Annotated in this window: 19 protein-coding genes and 1 pseudogene; 12 read left to right on the plus strand and 8 right to left on the minus strand. The window is 33.7% G+C overall.

What is annotated here, in order from left to right:
• The first annotated feature begins 203 nt into the window (after window positions 1-203).
• From rpmH to K8V80_RS07255, 8 genes are all read left to right on the plus strand, one after another.
• Window positions 204-359 carry a 50S ribosomal protein L34 gene (rpmH, locus tag K8V80_RS07220; RefSeq protein WP_006743958.1) on the plus strand — a complete coding sequence of 52 codons (156 nt, stop codon included), beginning with the start codon at window positions 204-206 and terminating at the stop codon, window positions 357-359.
• A 227-nt stretch (window positions 360-586) separates the two neighbouring features.
• Entirely contained in the window at window positions 587-1,216 is a 630-nt protein-coding gene (locus K8V80_RS07225; RefSeq protein WP_006743959.1) for a PASTA domain-containing protein, read from the plus strand.
• Between the two features lie 21 nt (window positions 1,217-1,237).
• Window positions 1,238-2,305 carry an RluA family pseudouridine synthase gene (locus tag K8V80_RS07230; protein ID WP_006743960.1) on the plus strand — a complete coding sequence of 356 codons (1,068 nt, stop codon included), beginning with the start codon at window positions 1,238-1,240 and terminating at the stop codon, window positions 2,303-2,305.
• Complete coding sequence (locus K8V80_RS07235) at window positions 2,305-3,282, plus strand: D-alanine--D-alanine ligase (protein ID WP_276776578.1); 978 nt, start codon at window positions 2,305-2,307, stop codon at window positions 3,280-3,282. Before K8V80_RS07230 ends, K8V80_RS07235 begins: the two co-directional genes overlap by 1 nt.
• 8 nt (window positions 3,283-3,290) lie before the next feature.
• Window positions 3,291-4,439, plus strand: coding sequence for a 1-acyl-sn-glycerol-3-phosphate acyltransferase (locus tag K8V80_RS07240; RefSeq protein ID WP_006743962.1), 1,149 nt, complete (start codon window positions 3,291-3,293; stop codon window positions 4,437-4,439).
• A gap of 1 nt (window position 4,440) precedes the next feature.
• Window positions 4,441-5,115, plus strand: coding sequence for a hypothetical protein (locus tag K8V80_RS07245; protein ID WP_276776551.1), 675 nt, complete (start codon window positions 4,441-4,443; stop codon window positions 5,113-5,115).
• Window positions 5,112-5,498, plus strand: coding sequence for a rhodanese-like domain-containing protein (locus K8V80_RS07250; protein ID WP_276776553.1), 387 nt, complete (start codon window positions 5,112-5,114; stop codon window positions 5,496-5,498). Before K8V80_RS07245 ends, K8V80_RS07250 begins: the two co-directional genes overlap by 4 nt.
• Window positions 5,499-5,698: 200 nt before the next feature.
• Window positions 5,699-6,817 (plus strand): DUF4886 domain-containing protein, encoded by a 1,119-nt coding sequence (locus tag K8V80_RS07255; RefSeq protein WP_276776555.1) that lies wholly within the window; start codon window positions 5,699-5,701, stop codon window positions 6,815-6,817.
• 54 nt (window positions 6,818-6,871) lie between these two features.
• On the opposite strand, the gene K8V80_RS07260 is transcribed toward K8V80_RS07255, so the two are convergent.
• The 8 genes from K8V80_RS07260 to ribD all read right to left on the minus strand — a co-directional run bounded on the left by K8V80_RS07260 (window position 6,872) and on the right by ribD (window position 15,972).
• Window positions 6,872-7,825 carry an acetylornithine carbamoyltransferase gene (locus K8V80_RS07260; RefSeq protein ID WP_276776557.1) on the minus strand — a complete coding sequence of 318 codons (954 nt, stop codon included), beginning with the start codon at window positions 7,823-7,825 and terminating at the stop codon, window positions 6,872-6,874.
• Window positions 7,826-7,939: 114 nt separating this feature from the next.
• The gene (gene murI, locus K8V80_RS07265) at window positions 7,940-8,779 is read right to left on the minus strand and encodes a glutamate racemase (protein ID WP_276776559.1); all 840 of its coding nucleotides are present in this window, start codon (window positions 8,777-8,779) and stop codon (window positions 7,940-7,942) included.
• A 73-nt stretch (window positions 8,780-8,852) separates the two neighbouring features.
• A complete protein-coding gene (locus tag K8V80_RS07270) occupies window positions 8,853-9,362 on the minus strand; it encodes an OmpH family outer membrane protein (protein ID WP_006743968.1) in 510 nt (169 codons plus the stop codon).
• Window positions 9,363-9,417: 55 nt separating this feature from the next.
• Window positions 9,418-9,936 (minus strand): OmpH family outer membrane protein, encoded by a 519-nt coding sequence (locus K8V80_RS07275; RefSeq protein WP_006743969.1) that lies wholly within the window; start codon window positions 9,934-9,936, stop codon window positions 9,418-9,420.
• Window positions 9,937-9,964: 28 nt separating this feature from the next.
• Window positions 9,965-12,595: an outer membrane protein assembly factor BamA gene (gene bamA, locus K8V80_RS07280; RefSeq protein ID WP_423773068.1), complete on the minus strand. Its 2,631-nt coding sequence runs from the start codon at window positions 12,593-12,595 to the stop codon at window positions 9,965-9,967.
• 23 nt (window positions 12,596-12,618) lie between these two features.
• Complete coding sequence (locus tag K8V80_RS07285) at window positions 12,619-13,356, minus strand: isoprenyl transferase (RefSeq protein ID WP_276776564.1); 738 nt, start codon at window positions 13,354-13,356, stop codon at window positions 12,619-12,621.
• Between the two features lie 31 nt (window positions 13,357-13,387).
• A complete protein-coding gene (locus K8V80_RS07290) occupies window positions 13,388-14,644 on the minus strand; it encodes a DUF6242 domain-containing protein (protein WP_276776566.1) in 1,257 nt (418 codons plus the stop codon).
• Between the two features lie 281 nt (window positions 14,645-14,925).
• Complete coding sequence (gene ribD, locus K8V80_RS07295) at window positions 14,926-15,972, minus strand: bifunctional diaminohydroxyphosphoribosylaminopyrimidine deaminase/5-amino-6-(5-phosphoribosylamino)uracil reductase RibD (protein ID WP_276776569.1); 1,047 nt, start codon at window positions 15,970-15,972, stop codon at window positions 14,926-14,928.
• Window positions 15,973-16,026: 54 nt separating this feature from the next.
• Between ribD and prmC the strand changes: the two genes are divergently transcribed.
• From prmC to K8V80_RS07315, 4 genes and pseudogenes are all read left to right on the plus strand, one after another.
• Window positions 16,027-16,860, plus strand: a complete 834-nt coding sequence (gene prmC / locus K8V80_RS07300) for a peptide chain release factor N(5)-glutamine methyltransferase (protein ID WP_006743975.1) — start codon at window positions 16,027-16,029, stop codon at window positions 16,858-16,860.
• Window positions 16,857-17,330, plus strand: coding sequence for a regulatory protein RecX (locus tag K8V80_RS07305; protein ID WP_276776572.1), 474 nt, complete (start codon window positions 16,857-16,859; stop codon window positions 17,328-17,330). The genes prmC and K8V80_RS07305 overlap by 4 nt, the downstream gene beginning before the upstream one ends.
• Before the next feature lie 182 nt (window positions 17,331-17,512).
• A complete protein-coding gene (pyrE, locus tag K8V80_RS07310; protein ID WP_006743977.1) occupies window positions 17,513-18,148 on the plus strand; it encodes an orotate phosphoribosyltransferase in 636 nt (211 codons plus the stop codon).
• Window positions 18,149-18,243: 95 nt separating this feature from the next.
• Window positions 18,244-18,370 (plus strand): annotated as a pseudogene (locus K8V80_RS07315) (SRPBCC family protein); the annotation flags it as partial.

An 18,370-nucleotide genomic window follows, 5' to 3' on the forward strand; every position in this document is an offset into this window, starting at 1 on the left:
TAAAAAATTATGTTATCTTTAAATTTGAAAGGGTTAAGGATGATTCTTATCTCCTTATATAATAGTACGCAAAAATAATCTAAATAGATAAAAAACACAAAATGTTTTGACTAAAAAGAATTATCTCTTGTTTTTTAATAAGAAAGTGACTATTTTTGCACCCCGATTACCTAGTGGAAATAACATCATAACAATATATTACAATGAAAAGAACATTTCAACCTTCGAACAGAAAGAGAAAAAACAAACACGGTTTCCGTGAGAGAATGGCTACTGCAAATGGACGTAGAGTACTAGCTTCACGTCGCGCAAAAGGTAGAAAGAAATTAACCGTTTCAGACGAATATAACGGTAGATAATTAGGATAAAGATCCTATATATTACAGATATAAAGAAGTAAAGGAGTTCTATCCCTTTGCTTCTTTTTGCTTTATAGGCTAGTGTTAAATGATACTATAAAAGGTTAGTGTTACGATAGTTGGGCATTATTTAGATGGTGTCTTGCAGGGCTGTCGACTAAATATAGTATATTTACACAATATAAGTTTACTCTTAGAAATATAGGCTAACACACAAAGTTGAAAGAATGAAAAAAAAGTTACTCGCTTTAGTAGTAAATATCATAATAATGGGGGTTGTCCTTATCTTAATCGTATTCTTTGCCTTTAAAGGAATAGATAAGTTTACCCGACATGGTGAGGCTATTCTAGTTCCAGACGTGAAAGGCCTTTCTGTAGCCGAAGCCACTTCTGTTTTTCAACGACATGGCTTAACATGTGCTGTGTCCGATTCTACTTATGTAGAAAATGAGGTTCCAGGAAGAATATTAGATTATAATCCATCTGAAGGAAGTAAAGTAAAACAAGGGAGAATTATCTATTTAACAATTAACACAAAACATACACCCAATATACCTGTTCCTGATGTGGCAGATAATAGCTCTGCACGACAAGCAAGAGCTAGAATATTAGCAGCAGGTTTTAAACTTACAGAAGATGAATATATTAGTGGGCAGAGAGAGTGGGTTTATGAGGTTAAAAAAAATGGGGTAGTATTACCTTTAGGGGCAAAAGCTCCAATTGGTGCTACTTTGACTTTGGTTGTTGGTGATGGTACGGCAGAACCAATGGGTCTTGATTCTTTGGATATAGATTTTAATGGTGCTGATTCAGTTGCTCCCAAAAAACCTTCAGTAGAAGAAAGTTGGTTTAATTAACCAAACCAAGTTGTTTTTATTATGATACAAGAAAATTCTTTCGAAGAAATAGATAAGGAAGAAGAAGATTTTGAAACTTCTTCTGAAGTGCAATTATATGAAAGACATCGAATTATTGTTGATAAAGGTCAATCCTTAGTTCGTATTGATAAGTTTTTATGTGATCGAATAGAAAATGCATCACGTAATCAAGTACAAAAGGCTGCGGAAGCAGGTTTTGTAAAAGTAAATGGGAATCCAGTTAAAAGTAATTATAAGGTTAAGCCCTTAGAAGAAATTACAATTTATATGGATACTCCACCTCATGAAATAGAAATTATTCCTGAAGATATTCCTCTTAATATAGTGTATGAAGATGATTATCTTATGGTGGTTAATAAACCAGCTGGTTTGGTAGTACACCCTGGGCATGGTAATTATAGAGGAACATTGGTCAATGCTATAGCATGGCATATGAAAAACAACTCTTGTTATGATGCCAATGATCCTAGAGTAGGGTTGGTGCACCGAATAGACAAGGATACCTCTGGTTTGTTAGTCATAGCAAAGACACCCGAAGCAAAGAGTAAACTAGGTATACAGTTTTTCAATAAAACAACAAAAAGAGAATACCGGGCATTGGTGTGGGGTAATATTGAAGAGGAAGAAGGCCGTATAGAAGGAAACATAGCAAGAAATCCTAAAGATAGATTACAGATGGCTGTTTTTGCTGATCCTGAAATAGGAAAACATGCAGTGACACACTATAAAGTGCTAGAGCGTTTGGGTTATGTAACTCTAGTCGCCTGCAGACTTGAGACAGGTCGTACTCATCAAATACGTGTACATATGAAACATATTGGTCATGTATTGTTTAATGATGCTAGGTACGGAGGAAGTGACATTTTGCGAGGAACACATTTTGCAAAATATAAACAGTTTGTAGAAAACTGCTTTAATATTTGCCCTCGCCAAGCACTTCATGCTTTAAGTTTAGGTTTTATACACCCCGTAACGAATGAAGAAATGTTTTTCACTTCTGAGCTACCCGATGATATGACAGAGTTGCTAGCGAAGTGGAGAAATTATATAAGTAATAGAAATTTATGATCAAACGCACAGTAGCTATTGTTGCAGGAGGTGATAGTTCAGAGCTTCCTGTTTCGTTAAAAAGTGCTCAAGGGATTTATTCTTTTATAGATAAATCTAGATACGATTTATACATCGTAGAGATCCAGAATAAAGTATGGAGAGTAAGACTTGATAATGGTGTTTACGCACCTATTAATCGTCATGACTTTAGCTTTGAATGGAATGGTGAAGTTATAACATTCGATTTCGCATACATTACAATTCATGGCACCCCTGGAGAAGATGGACTTCTTCAAGGTTATTTTGAATTATTGGGTATTCCTTATTCTTCTTGTGGAGTATTAGCCTCGGCATTGACATTTGATAAATTTGTTTGCAATCAATATTTGAAAGGATTTGGAATGAAAGTTGCAGAATCTTTAATGTTGCGCAAAGGACAATCTATTTCTGATGTAGATGTTGTTGCAAAAATAGGATTGCCTTGTTTTATAAAACCGAACTTAGGTGGCTCTAGTTTTGGTGTAAGCAAGGTAACTAAGGAAGAACAAATTCAACCTGCCATATTAAAAGCATTCCATGAATCTTCTGAAATCTTGATAGAAGCCTTTATGGATGGAACTGAAATTACTTGTGGTTGTTATAAAACATCAAATAAGTCTGTTGTTTTTCCTATTACTGAAGTTGTAACGCACAATGAATTCTTTGATTACGATGCTAAATATAATGGGCAAGTAGAAGAGATAACTCCAGCAAGACTTTCGGATGAACTTACGAAAAGAGTACAAACGTTAACGTCTGCTATTTATGATATTATTGGTTGTTCTGGTATTATTCGTGTAGATTTTATTATAACTGATAAAAAAGTGATAAATTTGTTAGAAGTTAATACAACTCCAGGAATGACACCTACAAGCTTTATACCTCAACAGGTTAGAGCTGCAGGTCTTGAGATTCAAGATGTAATGACTGATATTATCGAAAATAAATTTCAATAACCATACTTATGGATATAACTGAATTTGATGAAATACGTCCTTATCACGATGAGGAGTTACCTCAGGTTTTTGAAGAGCTGATTGCAGATCCTGCTTTTCAGCGTGCTGCATGTATGACTGTACCAGATGTTCCGTTTGAGGTAATCGCAGAAAAAATGCGCGCTTGTAAAACTAAACTTGAGTTTCAAATTACCTTTTGCTATGGTATCTTAAAGAAGATTGCTAATAATTACACTGATGGACTTACCTTAAGCTCAGATGTTTTATTAGATAAAACAAAAGCATATACATTTATCTCTAATCATCGTGATATCATATTGGATGCAGGCTTTTTGTCTGTCCTTTTAGTAGAACGTGATTTAGAAACTGTCGAAATTGCAATTGGAGATAATCTTCTTATTTATCCATGGATTAAGAAGTTAGTTCGTGTAAATAAGTCGTTTATTGTTCAGAGAGCTCTTACTATGCGCCAGATGCTTGAATCATCAAAGCGCATGTCTCGTTATATGCACTACACAATAAATGATAAAAAGCAGTCTATCTGGATTGCGCAAAGAGAAGGTAGAGCTAAAGACTCTGATGATAGAACCCAAGATAGTGTATTAAAAATGCTTGCTATGGGAGGAGATGGTACTGTTCAAGAGCGTCTATCGGGAATGAATATTGTGCCTCTCACACTTTCTTACGAGTATGATCCTTGTGATTATCTAAAAGCACAAGAGTTTCAATTGAAGAGAGATAATCCAGAGTATAAGAAAACAACTCAAGACGATTTAAGAAATATGGAAGTGGGAATGTTTGGATATAAAGGACATGTACACTTTCATATGGGACCTTGTATTAGTGAAGACATTACTAATATGGAAATGGGACCAGGAAACTGCAAATCAGAACTATTTACTAGAGTGTCAGAATTAATAGACAAAAATATACATAAGAACTATCGTTTTTATCCAGGAAACTATGTTGCTTACGATTTATTGTTAAATACTGATGAGATGTCTGACAAGTATTCTTCTCAAGAAAAAGAAGTCTTTATGAAGTATTTAGAGAAGCAGATGGATAGAATTGATATTGAAAATAAGGATGTTGATTTCTTGAGAGATAAGTTTTTATTGATGTATGCTAATCCATTAATCAACCACTTAAGGGGATAAAATGAAGAAAAGTTATTTCATCGGATGCATATTGTTGGCTTTGTTATTCGCTTCCTGTAGTAGTGATAATGGAAATAAGTCTCCTGCTGTCCGTTTGGAAATGCTTGTTGCTGAGATTACAGATGGTTTAGGAACAACTAGTGATGGCTCAAGTCAGAATGCGAAATATTATATTGACAGAGTTCTCTTAGATTCGGGTAGGGAATTCAAAGTAGTTAAATCTCCTGTCATTTATAATCCTTCAAAGGCTAGATTTATGCGTGCTGTTGCATATTTAGAGGTTGAAGGAAGTGATGAGGTGATTATTCACTCAATAGCCCAAGTACCTATTGCTAAGCCCTTAACTTCAGGTAATGTCCCTGTTGATATGCATAGAGATCCAGTAAAAGTATCCAGAGTTTGGATAGGAGGTGGCTTCTTAAATATTCAATTGGGTATTAAGACCGTTGATTTATCGAAGCATAATATTCTTTTTACAGAGTCTTCTGAAGTTGAGAGTAAAGAAATAGTGGTGTCCTTCTTTCATAATAGAAACAATGAGATTGAGGGAGCAACAAAAAACTATTTAGTATCTATACCCTTAGATCCCTATTTATCGAATTCTTATATATCATTGAGATTTTTAGTAAACTCCTATGATGGAGAAAAAGAATACTTTTTTGATTTAAATTTATGAAATATATAGTTACAGCATTTACTCTAAGTTTATTGATGTTTAGTTGTCAAAGAGAAACAACCTATACGTCATTAAACACCAATGATTTTAAAGATGTTATAGAGAATTTAGAAGTACAGCTTTTGGATGTACGAACCATTGATGAGTTTAATTCAGGACATATATCAGATGCTGAGTTTATAGATTTTCCAGATTCTTTATTTATAGAGAAAGCTGATTCAATGTTCAATAAAAAACAAACTATTGCTGTCTATTGTAGAACAGGAAGACGAAGTAAAAAAGCAGCAGATTTATTGATAAAGCATGGTTTTAAAGTCATAGAGCTTGATAGTGGTATAACGAATTGGATTGAAAAAGATTTTCCAATAGTTGAACAAAAATAAAATTGAGATAAAGGTAGTGAGTGTTTCTTACTACCTTTTTTGTATTCATGCGTAAAAAGATGGTGTGATTCTTCACAAAGAATTACTTTTATAGAAAGAGAAATAGTATTTTCTACTTTATTATTAAATTCAATTTTTCATAGCCAAAGCCTTAATCAAATCTAAATTGATAATTAACCAATAAATTAAATTACCATTCTATGAACAAGAAATTACTCTTGAGTTTACTACTTATTATTGTAGTAGTGACAAATATATCAGCTGTTGAGCTGAGTAAAAAATTTATGGTATTGGCCGAGCAAGGTGAACAAAAGTTGCAATATAGCCTTACTGATAAAAACGAAAAGAAACTTACATTTAAGTGGGTTGTTGATAATCCCAATGTGTTAGAACTAGAAGTTGCTGAAGATAACTCTGCTTTAGTCAAGACAAGAGCTAAAGGCAGATCTTTTATATACGTTTGTTCAGAAGAGAATCCTGAGATTTTGGATAAATGCCAAGTAGTAGTTAATAAAGATGGTGTTATCAAGATTTTAGCAATAGGGAATAGCTTTTCAGAAGATGCTGTTGAACAATATTTACATGAACTAGCTATAGCTGAAGATATCCCAAATGTAATAGGTAATATGTACATTGGAGGATGCCCATTAGAGTTACATCACACAAACATTGTGAATAATAAGGATGCTTATTTCTATCGTAAGATTGACTTAGATGGAGTAAAGACAGAAACAAAAAATGTGAGTATAGATGTTTCTATCGCTGATGAAGATTGGGATTATATTAGCACACAGCAAGCTAGTGGTTTTTCTGGTTTATATGAAACTTATGAAAAAGATTTGCCTTTTGTGATGGCTCATATCAGAAAGCAAGCTACAAATAAGAATGTAGTATATTTGCTTCATGCAACTTGGGCTTATGCTAAAGATTCTAAGCATGAGCACTTTGTTTTCTATGATAATTCTCAAGAGAAAATGTATAAATCGATAGTCGAGTCGGCTTGGAGAGCCAAGAATCTCGTAGGAATAGATTATTTAATACCTTCAGGAACAGCAATTCAAAATGCAAGAACTACAGATATTGATGTTGAAAAAGACTTCTGTAGAGATGGTTATCATTTAAATTATGATTTTGGTAGATATACTGCTGCTTGCACTTGGTTCTACCGTATTTTTGGAGTTGATGTGCGGAAGAATAGTTATAAACCTGATAAGGTGTCTTCAAAAGAAGCAAATGTAGCAAGGAATGCTGCATATACAGCTATTCTTAATCCTTTCTTTGTAACAAATCTAAAGGTATTTATGAAAACTCATAAATGAGTTTCATGGGTATAAAAAACTGCAATAGACCTATTGCAGTTTTTTATATGTATTTTATAATGATTCTATTAATCTCTTTAACACAACAGTGGCAGAGATTTCTCTATTCGCAGCCTCAGGGATAACGATAGATTGGTTTGATTCAATAACATCATCTGTTACAATCATATTTCTACGGACGGGCAAGCAATGCATGAAGTATGCATTATTGGTCACTGCCATATGCTTTTCTGATATGGTCCACGATCTGTCCATATTTAATACTTTCCCATAATTATCTCCACTATAAGCTGCCCAGTTTTTTGCATAAACAAAATCGGCTTCTTCGAGGGCCTTCATCTGGTTATATTCAACCTTTGCTTTTCCTACAAATGAAGGATCAAGTTCATAGCCTTTCGGATGGGTAATGACAAAGTCATAGTTTGTAGCGTTCATCCATTCAGCAAAAGAATTTGGAACGGCTTGTGGAAGGGCTTTAGGGTGTGGTGCCCAGCTCATAACAATTTTAGGCTTGTCAGTCTTTTTATATTCTTCAATAGTGATTAAGTCGGCAAAACTTTGTAGTGGGTGTCTAGTTGCTGCTTCCATTGAAAAAACTGGTTTACCGGAATACTTAATAAATTGGTTTAAGATTACCTCATTATAGTCATAGTCTTTATCCTTAAATTGTGCAAATGAACGTACACCAATAATATCGCAATAGCAACCCATTACAGGTATTGCTTCTAAGAGATGCTCAGGTTTATTTCCGTCCATGATAACACCTCGTTCAGTTTCTAATTGCCATGCCCCTTGATTGATGTCTAACACAATAACATTCATACCTAAGTTTGAGGCGGCTTTCTGAGTGCTGAGTCGAGTTCGTAAACTAGAGTTAAAAAAGATCATTAGCAAAGTTTTATTCTTTCCTAATGAATCAAACTTAAAGCGATTTTGTTTGATCTCTGCCGCCTCTTGTAGTGCAGCTTGAAGATTATGTAAATCTTCTACACAGGTAAACTTTTTCATTGATTATCTATTTTGTTAATGGTGTCACTTTTAAGTGGAGTACTTCACTCTTTTGCAAGATAAGATTTTCATTAGAATTTAGGGAACAATGCAGATTGCTAATTTTGCTCAGACTTATTCTAATATAACTTGTTCTACATCAATTGAGTCATTCAGAAAAACTGATGCCGATTCTTTGAATTTATCTACTGCCTCCGTTGTTAAAAATCGACATCTGCCTTCCTTTGTACAATTTCTATCTATCTCTGGATGTCTTTCTAAGTAGTTTTGTAGACTTTTGGCAACGTATTGACCTTGAGCTATAACTTTAATGTTATTAGGAACAAACTGCTCTATTTTAGATTGTAAAAGAGGATAATGTGTGCAACCTAGTAAGATGGTATCAATATCACTGTCTTGTTGAAGAAGATTATCTATACTTTGTTTTACGAAATAATCAGCTCCAGGTTTGTCAAATTCGTTGTTTTCAACTAGTGGCACCCACATAGGACAAGCTTCACCTGATACTCTTATATGAGGAAATAGCTTAGCCAGTTCTAAAGGATATGACTCTGATTTTATTGTTCCCAATGTAGCTACAACTCCTATATGATTACTTATTGTTAACTCATTAATAGATTCAACCGTAGGTCTAATAACTCCTAATACTCTTCGTTGAGGATCAAGCAGGGGAAGATCATTTTGCTGAATGCTACGAAGAGCTTTGGCAGATGCAGTATTGCATGCTAGTATGACTAGGTGGCAACCTTCTTCGAAAAGATGCTTTACAGCTTGTAAAGTGAATTTGTATACCAATTCAAAAGATCTTGTACCATATGGAGCACGTGCATTATCACCTAAATAAATGTAATCGTATTCGGGAAGTTTTTTGCGAATCTTTTCTAGTATTGTTAAGCCACCATATCCTGAGTCAAAGACTCCAATTGGACCTGGTCTTTTAGATAAATCTGTCATTGCAATAGGATATAAAAAAAGGAGTTAAAGCTGATGCCTAACTCCTTTTATAATTTCTTTAATATAAAATTATTTATTTCAACTCAGCTTTTATAAGCGTTGTAATATCCTTACTCTGTGCTGAATCAATATATGGAATTACACCACTAGATAAATCAAAGATATAAATTAAACCTTCACTTTTACCTACTTTTTGAATAGCATCATTTACTTTTTTAGTAATTGGAGCCATTAAGTCCATTTGAGCTTTTTGCATAGACTGGTAAGCTTCATTTTGAAAGGCCTCTAATCTCTGACCCATGTCTTGAAGTTCTTTTTGTCTTCTTTCAGCAATGTTTTGAGGAAGTGTGTTTTCGCTCATATCTTGTTGAAATTGTTGAGCTTTTTTAGAGAATTCATCTTGTGTTCTTTTGAACTCATCGTTATACTTATCTTCAAGTGCTTTTAAACTTTCCTGAGCTTTTTTAAATTCAGGCATATCGACAATTAACTCTTGAGAGTTTGTGTGTCCAAACTTTAGTGTTTGTGCCATTGCTCCAAGTGGAAGAACTAGCATTACTAACAGTACAATTTTCTTTAGCATAGTCTTATATTTAATATTTAAATTTCTTATTTATTTAATTTACAAATGTATCAATTTATTTTGAATATCCCATTGTTGCTAGAATCTCATTACTAATGTCGTACTGAGGTTTAGCAAATATTATGCTAGAAGCAGTAGCTCTGTCTATAATAGCTGCATAATCATACTTTAATGCAATAATTTTTGCCGCTTCATAGATTTTGTCAAAGAAAGGATCAAGGAGCTTTGATTTCATGTCAGCAATTGCTCCTTCGGGGCCAAAGTATTTTCGACCTAGCTCCATTGCTTCTTTCTCTTTATTCATGATAATCTCTTGTTGTTTTTCTTTTTGATTATCATTCATTGATTTACTTTTCTCTTGGAAGTCTTGATACATATTCTGAACTTCTTCAGTTATCTTTTTTACTTCTAATTGATAGTTTTGAGCTTGTTTGTCAATTTTATCTTGATTTGATTTATACTCTGGTATCTTATTTAAGATATACTCTGTATCAATAAAAGCAAATTTTTGTGCAGTTACATTGACTACGCTCAAAACACATAGTAATAATGTGATAAGAATTGACTTTTTCATAACTATTTGTTTAAATCATTAATACTGATTAAAATTCTTGTCCTAGAATAAAGTGGAATTGGCTTCCTCCTTTTTCTGCAGAACCATCAACTTTATCAAATCCATATCCCCAATCAATACCCATCATACCAATCATTGGTAAGAAAATACGTACACCAATACCTGCTGAACGTTTTAAATCGAATGGGTTAAAGTCTTTGACCCTATTCCATGCATTACCTCCTTCAAGGAATCCTAACACGTAAATGCTAGTACTTGGTTCAAGCATTAAAGGGTATCTTAATTCTAATCCAAGTCTTGTATATGCATATCCTCCACCGTAAGGGGTTAAGCTGTTATTATCATAACCTCTAAGAGCAATCATTTCTGTTGCATATCCAGAGTATCCTGACATACCATCACCACCCATTTCAAAGGTTTCAAATGGAGAGCGCTTATGACTGTTATAGTGTCCTAAGATACCAATTTCTGCTCTTGTCATCAATACTGGTACTCTTTTGTACCTTGTATAATCCATTAAAGAAGTATATGTTTTTGATTTGAATTTCCATTTATGATATTCAATCCAACGGTGTTTAGATGCTAAATCATTTTCGTTGTTATCATTCATCTCATTATACTTTTTGCCATCCCATAAAGAGTATGGAGGAGTAAACTGAACAGATAAAGAGAAGTCTGAGCCTTGTCTTGGGAAAATAGGGTTATCAAATGATGCTCTTGCTAATGTAATATTTACACTTAGGTTATTAGAGTTACCATTTCTAATTAAGAAATACTGCCAATCTCTCATAATGTAACGTTGGAAAGAGATATTTGCACTTAAAGTAAAATAGTCATCTGGCCAAGTTAATCTTTTACCCCAACCGGCAGAAACACCAAATACTTTCATTGATTTATCTGGGTCGTAGAAGTTTTCATAACCATAATTATTATAACCTCCATAACCTCCACCATATCCACCCATATAGCCCATATTATACATATTGTTGTAATATGAGTTAGAGTACCAATTACTACTTACGTCTGTTTGAACAGAGTAATAAGCAGAAAGGGAGAAAGAGTTTGGACGTTTGCCACCAAACCAGGGGTCAAAGAATGAAATACTATAAGATTGGTAGTATTTAGCATTAGTTTGTCCACTAATAGTTAGGGTCTGTCCATCTCCTTGAGGTAGGATGCCTCTGTAGTTTTTTCCAGGATGGAAAAGGTTTGCCATAGAGAAGTTGGTAAACTTCAAACTTAGCTTTCCGATAACACCTGTTTGTCCCCAACCTGCTGAGAATTCTACTTGGTCATTAGCCTTTGATACTAAGTCGTATGCAATATCCACAGTTGCATCCTCAGGGTTTGGTTGAATGTCTGGTTGTATATTTTCTGGGTCAAAGTGTCCCATCTGCTGTATTTCACGTAGTGAACGCATGATGTTCTCTTTACTAAATAATTCGCCTGGCTTGGTGCGGAGTTCACGGCGTACAACGTTTTCATATAAACGATCATTACCATTAATTTTAATCTTATTAATAGTTGCTGGTCTTCCTTCGTGAATACGCATTTCAAGGTCAATAGAGTCGCCTATAATATTCACCTCTACAGGGCTTAAGTTATAGAAGATATACCCATTATTATAGTAAAGGTTGCCAATAGCATCATCGTCTGTTACTGTTCTATCAGTAAGTAATTTTTGATTATATACATCTCCCTTTTTCATTTGGAGCATATATTCCAGTTGTTCTGTCGGGTATAGTGTATTTCCTACCCATGAAATATTTCTGATAAAATACTTTTTACCTTCTTCAATATCTAGATGGACATCTACTGTTTTCTCATTGAAAGGAACAATACTATCTTTGACAATACGTGCATCTCTATATCCAAGTTCATTGTACTTATCAATAATTAGCTTTTTGTCATTAGAAAAGTTTTCTGGTATAAACTTTTTGGTTTTAAACCAATTGCGAATAGGACCTTTTTCATTGGTCTTTTTCATTGCTCTTTTTACTTTTGAATCTTTTAGAGCTTCATTACCTTCAATGTATATCTTGTGAACTTTGATTTTTTCTTTCTTATCTATATTGACATCTACAAGAACTTGATTTTCCTTGTTAGGATCATCACGTTGAGCTATTAATACTGTAGCATTCTTGAATCCTTTATCTTCGAAATATCTTTTAGTAAGTAGTTCTGCTCTGTTCACAGTATGAGGAGTAATTTGGCTACCTACAATCATTCCTAATTTACTTTCTAAATCTTTCTTTTCGGATTTCTTGATTCCATTATAGTTGATTTCGGATATTCTTGGACGTTGAGCTAAGGCTATTTTAAGCCAGATTTTGCTGCCTTCAATTTTTTCTGCAGTAATCTTGACATTTGAAAACAGACCATGTTTCCAATATCTATTAATAGCATCTGTAATCTGTGTGCCAGGGATATCAATTTCTTGACCTACTGCTAGTCCTGATAGACTAATTAAGGCATAGTCTTCATAGTTTTTCACCCCTTCTACTTGAATATCAGCTATCTCGTATTTTTTTGGAGTACCTGAATAAATGATAGTGGGTTTTTCGTCCTCAGTAGTTGTCTTTTGTTGTGCATATCCTATCGGTATTAGCAAGAAAAGACATGCTATCATTAATGGAATGCTGATTTTATGGTAATGCATCTATCTGATATTATATAAGTTGTTTACTGATTAATCTGTTCACTCGTTTTACCAAAACGACGTTCTCGTTGTTGGAAATCCATGATAGCTTCTTTTAAATTATCTTCTTTAAAATCAGGCCAATAAGTATCGCAGAAATAAAATTCTGTATAGGCACATTGCCATAATAAGTAATTGCTAAGTCTATACTCTCCTCCTGTACGTATAAGTAAATCAGGGTTAGGCATAAATTGAGTTGCTAGATTTTGTTGAATTGTATCGGGTGTAATTTCCTCTATATCGAGTTTGTTCTCCTTTACTAATGTTGCAATCTTTTTTGTTGCTTCTGTTAACTCCCAATGAGAAGAGTAGCTTAAAGCTAAAACTAAGCACATGCCTTTATTACCCTTTGTTTTGTTCGCACATTGATTTAGCCTCATTTGTACATCGTGTGGAAGTTTGTCTTGTTCGCCAATAATTTTAAAACAGATGTCATGCTTCATAAAAAGGCCGTCATCTAATGATTCCATTAATAGACTCATTAGAGCTGTGACCTCATCAGATGGCCTATTCCAATTTTCTGATGAAAATGTATATAGTGTAAGATATTTTACGCCAAGACGAGCAGACTCTTCAGCTATTTTATAAACAGCATCGGCTCCTGCTTGATGTCCGTAACTTCTGTTTTTGTTACGCTGTTTTGCCCAGCGACCATTGCCATCCATTATTATGGCTATGTGTTTGGGGATATGGTTTAAATCTATTCCTACTTGGTCTGTCATATTTTATGTTTCTTAGAGATGTGTTTACTAATTACTTTTGAATGATGTGTCCGAATTTATTTATTCGTCCTCTCCATACTTCATTAGAGTTCCAATATATCCAAATGTAATTATTTTGATCGATGGTTAATGCACACATCTCTTCTTTTTTATCTTCAAACTCTTTGGGTAGGAACACTTTTTTATTTACTTTATTCCAATCCTGCCCATTGAGTGATTCATAAATTGCATCGTATTTAGCTCCAAAGGCATATAGCTTTTTATCATAGTAGAAAACATGAGGTTGCTCTAAATAAGGGCATTGTTTGTCTACATTAGTACTAATCATCTTACTCCAAGTACTACCCGTCTCAGAGAACCAAGCTAGAGTGGATTCGCCCTCTTCTGGCTGTCCCATTAATATTGCTGAATTATTTCTTTCGTAAAAAGCAGAGCTTACTCGTTGAGTTGGGAAATCAGTAGGGACTAAAGAGCCTTCTTTCCAACTTTCGTCTTTTTCTTTTTTTGAAATAAATTTACCCTCTCTAATAGCCATAAGGGTATTGTCAGGGGTTACGACTAATAAGTTTTGAATATTTGTACCAAGTTGCATATTTGTCCATGTCTCACCATTTTCTGAAACAAAAATAGTGTTATCAGCTAACATATAGAGTTTGTTTTTACTACTTAGGACGTTTTGAATCTCTTGAATTTCATCTAATCCTGATAATGCAATTTCATTCCATTGTTCTGCTTTTGGGGTTTTAGCTGTAGATGCTTGTAATTTATTATTATAAATAAAGATATTGTCATCTAATGAAACGGCAAAAGATTCTCCCTTGTTAAGTTGAGGGCTATTATTCATATTTACCCAAAGTAGAGAATCTGGATCTTCCTTGTGCACATTTATGGTTAAAGTATATTCTCTATCGTAATTGTGATCCATTGCATATACCTTAAATTTTAGAGGTTTACTTAGATCAACAGAGTCAACTTGATAATTAAAGATTGTGTCTTTTCCGTCATTACCAATACGCGATATCATTCCTCCGACAGTTTGTATTGATTTAACTAAAATATTATTAACTACAGTATCTGCATTAACAGGAAGGGAGTCAGTGTTGAAAATTTGATTGTTAATTTGGTCGATTGTTAAAGGAACTTCTTTCCCAAATACTGTGTCAATGCTGATTGCATGAACTGTTGCGTCAGTACTTAGTTCTATCGTTTTATTATCCGACTTCAAACAGGAAGTAAATATTGTAGCTAGTATAAGACTAGATAGTATGGGTAATAGCTTTATTTTCATTTGAAAAGATTTGTTTATTTTCGGTTTTACAAATTTAGGAACATTTTTAGCTATATAATATTAAGTATCTAATATTTATATATTTTTTCAAATATAAACAGCTTTCATCGTGAGTTATATCTTCATATCTAAGCTGTATTGAGTATAGTTCCTTTTTGTTCGTTCTTTTAATATTTTGATATACTTGCAAATATAACCAATCTTTTCAGACTCCTAAATGATAGTCTATATAAGTATATCAGAATTGGTAAATATAATGTAATATCTATAATAAAAGGACTTTATACCCATTCTTTCTTTTTATATATTCTATAATATCTCCCCATTTTTTTGACTCTTTGATATTTTGTATGAGTAGGAATTTGTGCAGCGCTGACTCCTTTTAAAATACTTTGAGGAGATTCCTCTATGTGTATCTCATCCCATAAATTAGCGTCAATAAAAGATTGATGTAATTGAGCTCCCCCCTCAACAAGTACAGATTGAATGTTTTGAAAATACATCCAATTTAATATTTGAGTTAGGATATCTGCATTGAAATCAAGTTGGATGTAGGTTCTGTTTTTAAAGTTGCTTTTTTTGTCGACTTCAGTAAAAATAAATGTTGGAGTGCTCCCATCAAATATATGCAAGGTATTTGGGAGACTTAAATATCTATCAATAATTAAACGAATAGGGTCCTTTTGGTACCAGTGTCTTGTTGTTAGAGAAGGATTATCTAATAGGGCTGTTCTTCTTCCGACTAAAATAGATTCAACTTCAGCTCTTCTTTTATGAGTTAATATAGAACTTAAAGGGCTTGATAAAAGAGTGGGAGTGCCTGAGCTTCTTATTTGATCAATATATCCATCTGCTGATTCGGCCCACTTTAATAGGATGTAAGGTCTTTTTTCTTCTTGAAAGATATAAAAACGGTGTATTAATTCTTTACACTCGTCTTCTAAAACACCTATTTCTACTTTGATTCCTTGTTCTTTGAGTTTCGCTATCCCTCTTCCTGCTACTTTACTGAAAGGATCCTGACAGCCAATCACTACGTGGGGTATTTTTTTATTTATAATTAAATCCACACATGGAGGCGTTTTTCCTGTGTGCGAGCAAGGTTCTAAACTGACGAAAATGGTAGATTCGGGGAGTAAAGATTGGTCTTTAACAGAATTTATAGCATTTACCTCTGCATGTGCTTTACCGCTTTGGATATGAAAGCCTTCCCCTATAATTATCCCTTTATGAACAATGACTGCTCCGACTAATGGGTTGGGTGCTGCATGAAGTTTTCCGTAAGATGCTAACTGAATGCATCTTTTCATATATTTCTCTTTGTCCATCTTCTAGGCAAGTCTTTTAAATTTTGTTACTTTTGTTAGTAAACAAGAACATTGATGCGAAAAACAAAAACATATATCTATGATTCTCTGCAATCTGTCTATAATCCTCAAGAACTAAAAAGTATTACGATGGTTATTTGTCGTGATATTTTAAAGTTGGATGAGATGGATGTTTACTTACGCAAAGATATTAAATTATCTCGTAGTAAAAGAGATCGATTAAAACAGTCTATCAAACGTTTGCAAAATCATGAGCCAATTCAATACGTCTCAGGTTCAGCTTATTTTTATGGATCAAGATTTAGAGTAAAGCAAGGAGTCTTAATCCCGAGACCAGAAACAGAAGAGTTAGTGGATTTAATTTTACGTGAAAACAAGGGAAGGTATGCTCTCCTCGATATTGGTACAGGAAGTGGTTGTATTGCTATTTCAATAGCAAAAAACAATCCTGAAGCGAAAGTTGAGGCTTGGGATGTATCCGATGATGCCTTAAAAATAGCGAGATCTAATAATAAAAAATTGGAAACTCACGTAAGATTTAGGAAACAAGACATTCTTACCTATCACTCAAAAAAAAGAAAGTTTGATGTCATCGTCAGTAATCCTCCTTATATTACAAATAAAGAGAAAAAACTGATGGACAAAAATGTTTTGAATTGGGAGCCTGAAGTTGCTTTGTTTGTTGAAGATCATAATCCTCTTCTTTTTTATAATCGAATAGGTGAAGTTGGACTTTTCTTACTGCGTCGAGGTGGCAGATTATACTTTGAGATTAATCAGGCTTATGGGGTACAAGTAGCAAAGCTATTAGAACAAAAAGGATATAAAAACGTTCAAGTTCTAAAAGACTTATTTGGTAAAGACAGAATAGTTACGGCTGAACGATGAAAGGTAAAATATCAGTAGATGAAGCATTGAATCAGGTTGCTTCCTATTGTTCTATAGCAGAACGTTGTAAAAGTGATATAGAGAAAAAACTATCTAAGTGGGAACTCGACAAGGAAGATCTAAATTCTATCTTTGAATACTTAGAAAAAGAGAATTTTTTGAATGAGTCAAGATATGCTTCTGCTTATGTGAACGATAAGTATCGATTTGCAAAGTGGGGAAAAAAGAAAATAGCACAGTCTTTATATTTAAAAGGATTAGATAATAATATGATTCAAGAATCTTTAAGGACGATTGATAAAGACGTTTATATAAATAACTTGAAATCCATATTAGAAGTTAAAAAAAGGTCAGTTAAGGCTAAAACTAATTTTGAGTTAAATCAAAAACTAGCACGTTTTGCTCTAGGTAGAGGATTTGAATATGATGACATCATGCATGTTTTACCCGATTTAGAAGATGATTATTGAGTCTTATACAGTCTTGATTAGTCTTAAAGTGCATAGCTATTCATTATTTAAACTAGGTCGGTATATATACAACTATTAGCTACCGACCTATAGTTAAATAAAAGAACTTATACTTTTCAATTTCAATCGCTTTCTTTACTTTTGTAGTTGAATATTCACCACACGTCAGTATTTTTATTATTATGAAAACTTTAGAAAAGTTATTCGCAGAGAAACTTCTTAAAATCAAGGCGATTAAGTTACAACCAGCAAACCCTTTTACTTGGGCTTCAGGATGGAAATCTCCATTTTATTGTGACAACCGAAAAACCTTATCTTATCCCTCTCTTCGTAATTTTGTAAAGATTGAAATAGCTCGAGTAATTCTTGAGCGTTTTGGTCAAGTTGACGCTATTGCAGGTGTTGCAACAGGAGCTATTCCTCAAGGAGCGCTTGTGGCAGATTTGTTAAATCTACCCTTTGTCTATGTACGTAGTACTCCCAAAGAGCATGGTTTGGAAAATCTTATTGAAGGAGAGTTAAGACCAGGGATGAGGGTTGTCGTAATAGAAGACCTTGTTTCTACAGGTGGAAGTAGTTTGAAGGCTGTAGAAGCTATTCGTCGTGATGGTTGTGATGTAATTGGTATGGTTGCTGCATTTACTTATGGCTTTGCTGTTGCAGATAAAGCTTTTAAGGAGGCAAAAGTACCTTTGGTTACTTTGACTAATTATGAATCGGTACTCGAAGTATCTTTGAAAACAGGATATATTCAGGAATCAGATGTTGAAATCTTAGATGAATGGAGAAAAAGTCCTGCAGATTGGGATGCTAAATAATTTGAGTATTTAAAATTGAGATTAAGAAGAGAAGAGCTTTCAAGCATATTAGTTTGAATGACTCTTCTTGTTTTTTATAGTTCAAAACTAAATTTATGAGCAAATTTGAAAGTTCAGTAAAAATAATTCCTTTTTCACAGGAGCGAGTGTATGATAAAATTGCAGATTTAAGTAATCTGGAATCTGTTAAAGAGAAACTACCAGAAGACAAAGTTAAGGATC

It is taken from the genome of Bacteroides coprosuis (assembly GCF_020741705.1).
Lineage (GTDB): Bacteria > Bacteroidota > Bacteroidia > Bacteroidales > Bacteroidaceae > Bacteroides_E > Bacteroides_E coprosuis.

What these genes read in the sequence shown, in the direction of transcription:
- rpmH (WP_006743958.1), top strand. Translation starts at nt 204, where the DNA reads ATGAAAAGAACATTTCAACCTTCGAACAGAAAGAGAAAAAACAAACAC.
- K8V80_RS07225 (WP_006743959.1), top strand. Translation starts at nt 587, where the DNA reads ATGAAAAAAAAGTTACTCGCTTTAGTAGTAAATATCATAATAATGGGG.
- K8V80_RS07230 (WP_006743960.1), top strand. Translation starts at nt 1,238, where the DNA reads ATGATACAAGAAAATTCTTTCGAAGAAATAGATAAGGAAGAAGAAGAT.
- K8V80_RS07240 (WP_006743962.1), top strand. Translation starts at nt 3,291, where the DNA reads ATGGATATAACTGAATTTGATGAAATACGTCCTTATCACGATGAGGAG.
- K8V80_RS07245 (WP_276776551.1), top strand. Translation starts at nt 4,441, where the DNA reads ATGAAGAAAAGTTATTTCATCGGATGCATATTGTTGGCTTTGTTATTC.
- K8V80_RS07250 (WP_276776553.1), top strand. Translation starts at nt 5,112, where the DNA reads ATGAAATATATAGTTACAGCATTTACTCTAAGTTTATTGATGTTTAGT.
- K8V80_RS07255 (WP_276776555.1), top strand. Translation starts at nt 5,699, where the DNA reads ATGAACAAGAAATTACTCTTGAGTTTACTACTTATTATTGTAGTAGTG.
- K8V80_RS07260 (WP_276776557.1), bottom strand. Translation starts at nt 7,825, where the DNA reads ATGAAAAAGTTTACCTGTGTAGAAGATTTACATAATCTTCAAGCTGCA.
- murI (WP_276776559.1), bottom strand. Translation starts at nt 8,779, where the DNA reads ATGACAGATTTATCTAAAAGACCAGGTCCAATTGGAGTCTTTGACTCA.
- K8V80_RS07270 (WP_006743968.1), bottom strand. Translation starts at nt 9,362, where the DNA reads ATGCTAAAGAAAATTGTACTGTTAGTAATGCTAGTTCTTCCACTTGGA.
- K8V80_RS07275 (WP_006743969.1), bottom strand. Translation starts at nt 9,936, where the DNA reads ATGAAAAAGTCAATTCTTATCACATTATTACTATGTGTTTTGAGCGTA.
- bamA (WP_423773068.1), bottom strand. Translation starts at nt 12,595, where the DNA reads ATGCATTACCATAAAATCAGCATTCCATTAATGATAGCATGTCTTTTC.
- K8V80_RS07285 (WP_276776564.1), bottom strand. Translation starts at nt 13,356, where the DNA reads ATGACAGACCAAGTAGGAATAGATTTAAACCATATCCCCAAACACATA.
- K8V80_RS07290 (WP_276776566.1), bottom strand. Translation starts at nt 14,644, where the DNA reads ATGAAAATAAAGCTATTACCCATACTATCTAGTCTTATACTAGCTACA.
- ribD (WP_276776569.1), bottom strand. Translation starts at nt 15,972, where the DNA reads ATGGACAAAGAGAAATATATGAAAAGATGCATTCAGTTAGCATCTTAC.
- prmC (WP_006743975.1), top strand. Translation starts at nt 16,027, where the DNA reads ATGCGAAAAACAAAAACATATATCTATGATTCTCTGCAATCTGTCTAT.
- K8V80_RS07305 (WP_276776572.1), top strand. Translation starts at nt 16,857, where the DNA reads ATGAAAGGTAAAATATCAGTAGATGAAGCATTGAATCAGGTTGCTTCC.
- pyrE (WP_006743977.1), top strand. Translation starts at nt 17,513, where the DNA reads ATGAAAACTTTAGAAAAGTTATTCGCAGAGAAACTTCTTAAAATCAAG.